Genomic DNA, 6,566 nt, shown 5'->3' on the forward strand with positions numbered 1-6,566 from the left:
TAGACAAGGAAGCTTATCATGACGACTTGTATCACCGGTACTGGCCTGTATGTCCCTCCCTTTAGCATTAGCAATGAAGAGCTGGTAGAGTCATTTAACCAGTACGTTGACAATTATAACGAAGCACATGCTGACGAGATAGCCAATGATACTATCCCTGCACTCCAGCATTCATCCGCTGAGTTTATCGAAAAAGTATCAGGCATTAAATCACGCTACGTAATGGAAAAAGACGGTATTTTGAACCCTGAAATCATGGCGCCAGTGATTGCCTATCGTAACTTGGGCGAAGAGTTGTCTGTCATGGCGGAGATGGGAGCAGCAGCGCTCAAAGACGCACTTGCCGATGCAGAGCTTGAAGCCAACGACTTAGACGGTATCATATTGGCTTGCTCAAACTTTCAGCGTACTTATCCTGCCGTTGCCATCGAGATTCAAAAAGAAATCGGCATGGTTGGTGGTTACGCTTATGATATGAACGTTGCCTGTAGTGCGGCAACTTTTGGTCTATCACAAGCACATGGCTCTATCGTATCAGGCCTTGCCAAACGTGTGGCTGTGGTCAATGTCGAGATTACCTCCGCGCATTTAAACTGGCGTAACCGTGACAGTCACTTTATCTTTGGCGATGTCGCAACCGCTTGTATCGTAGAAGAGCTGGATACACCAAAAGGCTATGAGATTTTAAACAGTAAGCTGTTTACTGAGTTTTCAACCAATATTAAAAATGAATACGGTTTTATGGATCGCTCGGAGTTTTTGGCAGCCGAAACACAAATGTATCCTGATATTAAGGAGCCAGTGACGGACAAGCTATTTTTACAAAATGGTCGTAAAGTCTTCCGTGAAGTCTGTCCAAAGGTGTCTGAAGTCATTCTTGAACATTTACAAGAAAATGATTTGGAACCCCAAGAAGTCAAGATGATGTGGTTACACCAAGCCAATGCCAATATGCTGGATCTTATTTTACGTACAGTAATGGGCAAAGAGGCGGATAAAGCTATCGTACCAAGCGTTATCGCTGAGTTTGCTAATACTAGCTCATCTAGCCCTATGGTAGTCTTCCATCGTTATAAAGATAATCTTAAGTCTGGTGATTTGGGCGTAATTTGCTCATTTGGTGCCGGTTACTCTATCGGATCAGTGCTAGTACGTAAGGTTTAAAAGTCGTCTTTTTTGATGGTTAAAGCTTATAATAAATCATATAGCCAAGAGCAGTCTTGGCTATTTTTTATGGTTCAAGTTTTATCTTTTAAGCGAATTTAAAGTTATTTATCACTATAAAGCCTAAGTTTAAGCAGTGATTTTAATTTCAGTGCAAAAATTTGCTATAATCGCATTCTTATTTCCCTTATTTATAAAAAGCCCTTTTATGAAAGAATCCTTGCGCTTGCGCTTAGACCAGATGGTAGACCGCTATGAAGAGGTTACCGCCTTATTGTCCGATCCTAGTGTTATTAGTGATAATAATAAATTCCGTGAGCTGTCGGTTGAGCACAGTGATTTGATGGACATCACCACCTTGTGGCAAAATTATCTGCGTGCAGAAGGCGATCAGGCCGATGCTGAGAGTATGCTAGCGGACGCATCAGACCCAGAAATGAAAGAGATGATGCAGGATGAGATCGACAGCGCCCGTGAAACCATCATCGAGATGGAAGAGGCGCTCAATGTCATGATGCTGCCAAAAGACCCCAATGATAAAGTTCCGGCATTTTTGGAGATTAGAGCGGGTACTGGCGGTGATGAGGCAGCAATATTCTCCGGCGACCTATTCCGTATGTACCAAAAGTACGCGCAGAATCAGGGCTGGACGGTAGAGGTGCTATCGGCTAATGAAGGTGAGCATGGCGGCTATAAAGAGATTATCACTCGTGTCTCTGGCAACAGTGTGTATGGTCGCTTAAAGTTTGAATCTGGGGCGCATCGTGTCCAGCGTGTGCCTGAGACAGAAAGCCAAGGACGCGTCCATACGTCAGCTTGTACAGTCGCTGTCATGCCTGAAGTTGAAATCGATGATAGCGTTGATCTTAACCCTGCTGATATCAAAATGGACACTTACCGCTCAAGCGGTGCAGGTGGTCAGCACGTCAACACCACAGACTCTGCTGTACGTTTAACCCATATCCCTACAGGTGTGGTGGCAGAATGTCAGCAAGAGCGTAGCCAACATAAAAACCGAGCAAAAGCGATGCAGATGCTCATCTCACGTATTCAACAAGCCAAAGTGCAAGAGCAGGTAGATACTGCAGATGAGATGCGCCGCGACTTGGTTGGTAGTGGTGATCGCTCAGAGCGTATTCGTACCTATAATTTCCCGCAGGGGCGTATGACTGATCATCGTATCAATCTGACTTTATATAAGCTTGATTCCATCATGGAAGGCGACTTAGATGAGTTGCTTGACTCGTTACTACGTGAGCATCAAGCGGACTTGATGGCTAGTATTGGCGGTGAGTAAGAAGGCCGCTTGATTAAAATGTAGCTAATGTACACTCTTAACTTCCATAAAAGGCTTATTAAATGATTGTTAGGATTGCTATATTCCCAAAATGGGAATATAATAAAGTCATATGAGAATCATAGCGAAAAGCACGTTACGTAAATTTTGGGAACAACCTAAATGTAATGATGCAAAAGGTCAGCTTGAGGCATGGCATGATTTCACTATAAAAGCAGACTGGAAGTCACCTCAAGATATCAAAGATGCTTTCAAGAATGCGAGCATATGTGCCAATAACAGAGTTGTTTTTAATATCGCTGGAAACAAGTATCGATTAGTCGTAGAGATACAATATCAAGTTGGTATTGTTTGGATAAAATTTATTGGTACTCATAGCGATTATGACAAAATAGATGTCGAGGTGGTCAATGAACATTAAACCAATCCGAAACGATCAGGATTTAAAACAAGCATTTAAGCAATTAGAAGCAGTGTTTCAAGCGCCTGAAGGCAGTATTGAAGCAGATACTCGTGATGTATTAGTGACTTTAATTGAAGCCTACGAAAATCAATACTATCTAATTGAACATGCAGAGCCAGTTGAGGCTATTAAGTTTCAGATGGAAAACCTTAACTTAAGTAGGCAAGACTTAGAGAGGTACTTAGGAGCACCGAGCAAAGTATCGGAGGTTTTAAATCGTAAGCGTCCATTAAGCTTGTCTATGATAAAAAAGCTCCATCAAGAGCTTCATATTCCGTATGAAAGTTTGATTCATTAGGGTCAGCAGACCCCAATACATAATGGCTATAACCAATGCTATGTTTATGCAGTTTTCACAAACTGCTTTTTTTGTTTTTATCTTTAAAAGACTACCCATAAATATCCAACCATTTTGAGAGTGTTATGTCAAAGCCCAATAATCAAAATCAGAACCAAGACCAAGCTCCAACCTTAGAAGAAGCCAACGAGCTTATCGCACAGCTGCAAGCTAAGCTCGATGATATTAGTGCTTCAGGCAAACAGCCGTATCCTAACCAGTTCAAACGTACAGATTATGCCAAAGATCTGCAAGCGGCTTTTGAGGGTGTGTCAAAGCAAGAAATTGAAGATAATGCGTCTAAGGGTGACAAAACACAGGTTCATGTGGCAGGGCGAGTAATGCTCAATCGTGGCTCATTTATTGTCATTCAAGACATGACGGGTCGCATTCAGCTCTACGTCGCTCGCAAAGAGCTAGATGAAGAAACACGCGCTAGCATCAAATCGCTAGATTTGGGTGATATCGTCGGTGTCTCAGGTTATATCGGTCGCTCAGGAAAAGGCGATCTTTATGTCCATATTGAAGAATTCCACTTATTGACCAAGTCACTACGTCCAATGCCAAATAAGTTTCATGGCTTAGCTGATGTAGAAGCGCGCTATCGTAATCGACATCTTGATTTGATGACCAATGAGACGACTCGTGATACGTTTGTGATTCGCAGCCAGGTGATTAGCGGCATTCGTCAGTTTATGTTGAATGAGCGCTTTATGGAAGTTGAGACCCCAATGATGCATCCTATCCCAGGTGGTGCTGTCGCGCGTCCATTTGTGACGCATCATAATGCATTGGACATGCCATTATATTTGCGTATCGCACCTGAGCTTTACCTAAAACGCTTGGTTGTGGGCGGTTTTGAAAAGGTATTTGAGATTAACCGCAGCTTTCGTAACGAAGGCGTATCCACGCGCCACAATCCTGAATTTACCATGATTGAATTTTATCAGGCCTATGCTGATTATCATGATTTGATGGACTTGACGGAGCGTTTGTTTAATAAGCTTGCAATGGATATTTTGGGCACGACCGAAATCACTTATCAAGAAGAAAGTATCAGTCTAAAAGCGCCGTTTGAGCGCATAACTATGACTGAAGCTATCGAAAAATATGCTGAAGACTTTGATATGGCACGTATCAATGATCGCGATTATCTAGCAGATTATGTAGCGAACACGCTTAAACAGCCAGTAAAAGATGTCTTTGGTATCGGTAAATTGATTACCATTATCTTTGAAGAGACGGCTGAGCATCAACTGCGTCAACCAACTTTTATCACAGAATATCCAGCTGAGACGTCACCACTGGCGCGCCGTAATGATGATAATCCCGAAATTACGGATCGTTTTGAGCTATTTATTGGTGGTCGTGAGTTGGCGAATGGTTTTAGCGAATTAAATGATCCAGCTGACCAAGCAGAACGCTTTCATGGCCAAGTGGCTGAAAAAGATGCTGGCGATGTAGAGGCGATGCATTTTGATGAAGAGTACATCGAAGCCTTGTCTTATGGTTTACCGCCGACAGCAGGTGAGGGTATCGGTATTGATCGCTTAGTGATGTTATTTACTGACTCTGCTAGTATTCGTGATGTGATTTTATTTCCGCATATGCGCCGAAAAGCGGATTAATGATTGAGTATTATTTGATCAATATTTTTTGACTAATGCTCTTGGCTAACGGCCACTGGCTAAGCGGATGTTAAGTCATTTTTGAACCGGTAAGAAGCCAGACGAATGCGCTGGCTTTTTGCTATAATAAACACTCAAAAAGCATACTCAAAATAAGAACTTTAACCACTTGGCACAATGGATAGCTATGTCGCAGCAATATCAAGTTCTAGCGCGTAAATACCGCCCAAAAAACTTCCACGAGTTGGTCGGCCAAACGCACGTCTCACAAGCGTTGATTAATGCGATTGATTATAATCGTCTGCATCATGCCTATCTATTTACTGGTACGCGCGGTGTTGGTAAGACGACGATTGCCCGTATTCTATCCAAATGTCTAAACTGTGAGACTGGCATTACCAGTACACCATGCGGCGTCTGTGACAACTGTGTCGCCATTGACCAAGGGCGTTTTATCGATCTGATTGAGATTGATGCGGCTTCGCGTACCAAGGTCGAAGACACACGCGAGCTACTTGATAATGTCCCTTATGCGCCAAGCCAAGGCCGCTATAAAGTATACCTTATCGATGAGGTGCATATGCTATCTACGCATAGCTTTAATGCGCTACTAAAGACACTAGAAGAACCCCCTGAACATGTTAAGTTCTTACTTGCGACCACTGATCCACAAAAGCTACCGATTACGATTATCTCGCGCTGTTTGCAATTTGTGCTACGCCCTTTACCGCAGACGTTACTCAGTGAGCATTTAGCAAACGTGTTGACGCAAGAGCAAGTTACTCATACCCAGCCTGCGCTTTGGCAGCTGGCAAGTGCAGCAAAAGGCTCTGTACGTGATGCGTTGTCATTAACTGATCAAGCCATTGCCTTTGGTCAAGGGTCACTTGATGATGTGACGGTTAATGCAATGCTAGGCTTGATTGACGCCGCTGATTTGGTCAGTCTAATTACAGATATTTATAATCATAACAAGTCAGCTGTTGCTGCTCATATTGAGCAAATGCGCGCGCAAATGGTCGATGCAACCAGTATGTTTGATGGACTCGCTGAGCTGCTGCATCAATTGGCATTAACACAGCTATTACCGGAAGTTGCTTTAAATGTAAATGAAGCGCAAGCACAAAATATTAATGCACTTGCCCAGCATATTAGTCCTGATGTATTGCAGTTATATTATGAAATTGTGGTACAAGCACGCGAAGGTATCAAACTTGCTAGCACGCCAATGCAAGCGCTTGAAATGTGTATCTTACGTCTATTAGCGTTTCGCCCATTACCCGTTGATGAAGTCTTAAAGTCTCATTCGATTGAATCAACTGGCTCAACAGATATATCAGAATCTATAGCTTCTGTAGGTCATGTTGCATCATCGCATGAATCACAAACTTATAACCTTGATAATGTTAATGATGTTCATCAGCAAGCTATTGTTAATGAGGAAGTTAATAATAGCGTTGAGCAAAGTGCTAATCAGATGACGGGCAATGAAGATCACTTCTCAGAAAGTACATCTTCAACAAATACAGCCGATATTAATCAGTTTGTAAACATGGCTGATACTAATACTGCTATAGATAATATTTCTGAGCCTGAACCAATTTCTGAGCCTGAACCAATTTCTGAGCCTGAACCAATTTCTGAGCCTGAACCAATTTCTGAGCCTGAACCAATTTC

The 6,566-nt window shown here is 42.6% G+C and carries 6 protein-coding genes and 1 pseudogene; 6 read left to right on the plus strand and 1 reads right to left on the minus strand.

Annotation, left to right across the window (positions count from 1 at the left end; genetic code table 11):
- The first annotated feature begins 18 nt into the window (after positions 1–18).
- From ACS8FB_RS02310 to dnaX, 6 genes and pseudogenes are all read left to right on the plus strand, one after another.
- Positions 19–1,164, plus strand: coding sequence for a beta-ketoacyl-ACP synthase III (locus ACS8FB_RS02310; RefSeq protein ID WP_439260814.1), 1,146 nt, complete (start codon positions 19–21; stop codon positions 1,162–1,164).
- 208 nt (positions 1,165–1,372) lie between these two features.
- Entirely contained in the window at positions 1,373–2,461 is a 1,089-nt protein-coding gene (gene prfA, locus ACS8FB_RS02315) for a peptide chain release factor 1 (protein ID WP_439260815.1), read from the plus strand.
- A 112-nt stretch (positions 2,462–2,573) separates the two neighbouring features.
- Positions 2,574–2,882 (plus strand): type II toxin-antitoxin system HigB family toxin, encoded by a 309-nt coding sequence (locus ACS8FB_RS02320; RefSeq protein ID WP_439260816.1) that lies wholly within the window; start codon positions 2,574–2,576, stop codon positions 2,880–2,882.
- Complete coding sequence (locus ACS8FB_RS02325) at positions 2,872–3,222, plus strand: helix-turn-helix domain-containing protein (RefSeq protein WP_439260817.1); 351 nt, start codon at positions 2,872–2,874, stop codon at positions 3,220–3,222. Before ACS8FB_RS02320 ends, ACS8FB_RS02325 begins: the two co-directional genes overlap by 11 nt.
- Positions 3,223–3,347: 125 nt before the next feature.
- Positions 3,348–4,889 carry a lysine--tRNA ligase gene (gene lysS, locus ACS8FB_RS02330; RefSeq protein WP_439260818.1) on the plus strand — a complete coding sequence of 514 codons (1,542 nt, stop codon included), beginning with the start codon at positions 3,348–3,350 and terminating at the stop codon, positions 4,887–4,889.
- 256 nt (positions 4,890–5,145) lie between these two features.
- Positions 5,146–6,420, plus strand: a pseudogene (dnaX, locus tag ACS8FB_RS02335) (DNA polymerase III subunit gamma/tau); the annotation flags it as partial.
- An 8-nt stretch (positions 6,421–6,428) separates the two neighbouring features.
- Here dnaX and ACS8FB_RS02340 read toward each other — a convergent pair.
- Positions 6,429–6,563 carry a hypothetical protein gene (locus tag ACS8FB_RS02340; protein WP_439260840.1) on the minus strand — a complete coding sequence of 45 codons (135 nt, stop codon included), beginning with the start codon at positions 6,561–6,563 and terminating at the stop codon, positions 6,429–6,431.
- Positions 6,564–6,566: the final 3 nt, after the last annotated feature.

It is taken from the genome of Psychrobacter sp. 1U1, from assembly GCF_051847535.1.
Taxonomy (GTDB): Bacteria; Pseudomonadota; Gammaproteobacteria; order Pseudomonadales; family Moraxellaceae; genus Psychrobacter; species Psychrobacter saeujeotis.

Coding starts and splice junctions, on each gene's coding strand:
- ACS8FB_RS02310 (WP_439260814.1), top strand. CDS start 19: ATGACGACTTGTATCACCGGTACTGGCCTGTATGTCCCTCCCTTTAGC.
- prfA (WP_439260815.1), top strand. CDS start 1,373: ATGAAAGAATCCTTGCGCTTGCGCTTAGACCAGATGGTAGACCGCTAT.
- ACS8FB_RS02320 (WP_439260816.1), top strand. CDS start 2,574: ATGAGAATCATAGCGAAAAGCACGTTACGTAAATTTTGGGAACAACCT.
- ACS8FB_RS02325 (WP_439260817.1), top strand. CDS start 2,872: ATGAACATTAAACCAATCCGAAACGATCAGGATTTAAAACAAGCATTT.
- lysS (WP_439260818.1), top strand. CDS start 3,348: ATGTCAAAGCCCAATAATCAAAATCAGAACCAAGACCAAGCTCCAACC.